Origin of the sequence: Nonlabens dokdonensis (assembly GCF_002162835.1) — a bacterium.
Classification (GTDB): Bacteria; Bacteroidota; Bacteroidia; order Flavobacteriales; family Flavobacteriaceae; genus Nonlabens; species Nonlabens dokdonensis_B.
Window position 1 is genome coordinate 1,657 of record NZ_MAAX01000190.1, and the last position, 2,458, is coordinate 4,114.

Annotated in this window: 2 protein-coding genes; one reads left to right on the forward strand and one right to left on the reverse strand. The window is 29.2% G+C overall.

Features of this window, described 5'->3' with window-relative positions; genetic code table 11:
* The coding region (locus tag A9Q93_RS12755) for a Na/Pi symporter (RefSeq protein WP_303687786.1) at positions 1-695 on the reverse strand (695 nt) is incomplete at its 3' end.
* A gap of 695 nt (positions 696-1,390) precedes the next feature.
* Between A9Q93_RS12755 and A9Q93_RS12760 the strand changes: the two genes are divergently transcribed.
* The coding region (locus A9Q93_RS12760; protein ID WP_303687787.1) for an extracellular solute-binding protein at positions 1,391-2,458 on the forward strand (1,068 nt) is incomplete at its 3' end.

Sequence of the window (2,458 nt, forward strand, 5' to 3'; positions counted from 1 at the left end):
GTTATTACCAAGGCCATAGTTGCACCACTTGATTGCATCACCACAGTGGCCACTGCACCAACAAGAGCAAAAACAACAAATCCCCAGTATCCTTCAAGGGCGTATTGTGACAAATCAATGGTACCTTGTAAAGATTCAAATCCATCTTTCATATAAAAAATTGCCAAAAAAACAAATCCCAATCCCAAAAGAACATTTCCAATGGCTTCATAGGTTCTTGACTTTAAAAATGTTCCAATGACTCCAAAAATAATCATTGGCATTGCATAGGATGCAATATTTAACTTCAATCCAAAAAAAGAAACCAGCCAAGCAGTGGTCGTAGATCCTAGATTTGCTCCAAAAATCACCCCAATAGCTTGGGGTAAAGTAATGATTTTTATGGATAAAAATGAAATAATAATAATAGAGATCAAAGAAGAACTTTGAACCAATGTTGTGGCAAAAAATCCCATAAACATTGATTTTGGCAAATTATTTGTAAATTTCTCCAAAAATATTTCTAAACTATTTCCAGAAAATAATTTAAAACCATCTTCCATAAACTTCATTCCAATTATAAAAATAGCAATTCCCGCAAAAATTATCTTTAGATTTTCATCTGCAAATAAAAAGTAGGCCAGAGTTAAAAGAACCAGTGGAAATACCACTATTTTAAATCTTGAAAAATCAAATATTGTTTTTATGATATTCATACAAATCCTTATCTATGTAATGTCCTATTTCAGACATCCTTAGAATTATTATAATTAATATTTATTTCTAACAAAAACCATCATCTTTAAATAAAACAAACACTTAAAAGTATTTTTCTTCACCTAACTTATTATAAAATAATTTTTTTATATTCTTTAGAAATTATTTTACTTAATAGCATTATTTTATAATCACCCTCTTCTTTTATAATCTTTAGAATTTACCAGAAAATAACATTATAATGTTATGATAATATTAATAAATCAATTCTATCAGAAAAAAATTTAAATTATCTATAATTTATAGACTTAGGTAAGAAAAAAAAGTTATGGTAAATTTGTAAAAAAACCAAATAAGCACATAAATCAAGGCTTATATAGGCGTTTTGTTTCATAAAAGTTCTATTATTTTCTCTATAAAGTGACAATAATGTATATATTTTATTGCTATTTAAGCAAGTTTTAAAAATCAATACGTCACTATTATCCAAACATAACAAGGTTATGATGTGTTATTTAGAGTAACGATCATTATTCGTGTATCTTATTTTAAAAAATAATTTCTTCTGAATATTTGTAATTGACATGTAACTGTACTTATGTATACTACTTTAAATACGAAATTGTGATCAGTCAATACGACAGGATGAACCATGAAATTGTCAAAAGACAATCAAAAAATTTGGAGAGACAGTATGAAAAAAACGACGTTATTAACAGCTGGTTTAATAGTATCACTTACAAGTGGAACTTTAATGGCACAAGACACACTTAAGATTTTAACTTGGAAGGGTTATGCACCAAAAGCTTTGGTTGAAAAATTTGAAAAGCAAACGGGTTTAAAAGTAGAAGTTACTTATTCAAACAATGAAGAAATGGTTGCAAAACTAAGAGCAACTAGAGGTGCTGGATTTGATATTGCACAACCAAGTCAAGATAGAATATCTTCAGTACAAGCAAAATATAAAATCTATAAAGCTCTTGATTATTCAAAAATAAACGAAAGTGCAGTTATAACATCAATGTTAGATGCTGTTAAGAAAAACACAAAAGTTAAAAATGAATCGTTTGGAGTACCACATGTTTATGGAACATCAGGATTAATTGTTAATACTAAAATGGCTCCAAATGCAAGTGATTATAGTGATTTACTTAATAAACAATATGATGGAAAAATCTCATATAGATTAAAAAGACCTACTTTAATTGGTGTAGCTTTTGCTAAAGGTGGAAATCCTTTTGAAAAATATTCTGATGTAAGTGCTTATAAAGCACTAATGGAAGGCGTAGCTGCGGATTTAATCAAAGCTAAACCATTGGCAAAAAACTACTATGCAAATGGTGATGCATTATTAGAACTTATGAGAAGTGGTGAAGTACACGTATCAATGGGTTGGGACAACGGTGGTTGGAAGTTACATAAAGAAAATCCAGATATCGACTTTGTTGCACCAAAAAGTGGAGCACTTGGTTGGATTGATACTTTTGCAATCCCTGCAAAAGCAAAAAATGTTGAGGGTGCTTATAAGTGGATTAACTTTATGTTAGAAGCAAAAAATGCTGCATACTTTACAAATAAAGAGAGTTATGGAACTGCATCTAAAGGTGCAAATGAATTTTTAAATAAAGAAATTAAAGCAAACTTTGAGAGATCTTACTCAAAAGCTGACTTAGATAACATCAACTGGTATCCACCAGTACCTGCAAAATTAGAAAAAATCGAAGGTAAACTTTTAGATAAAGTTAAAGCTTCTTCTTCTATG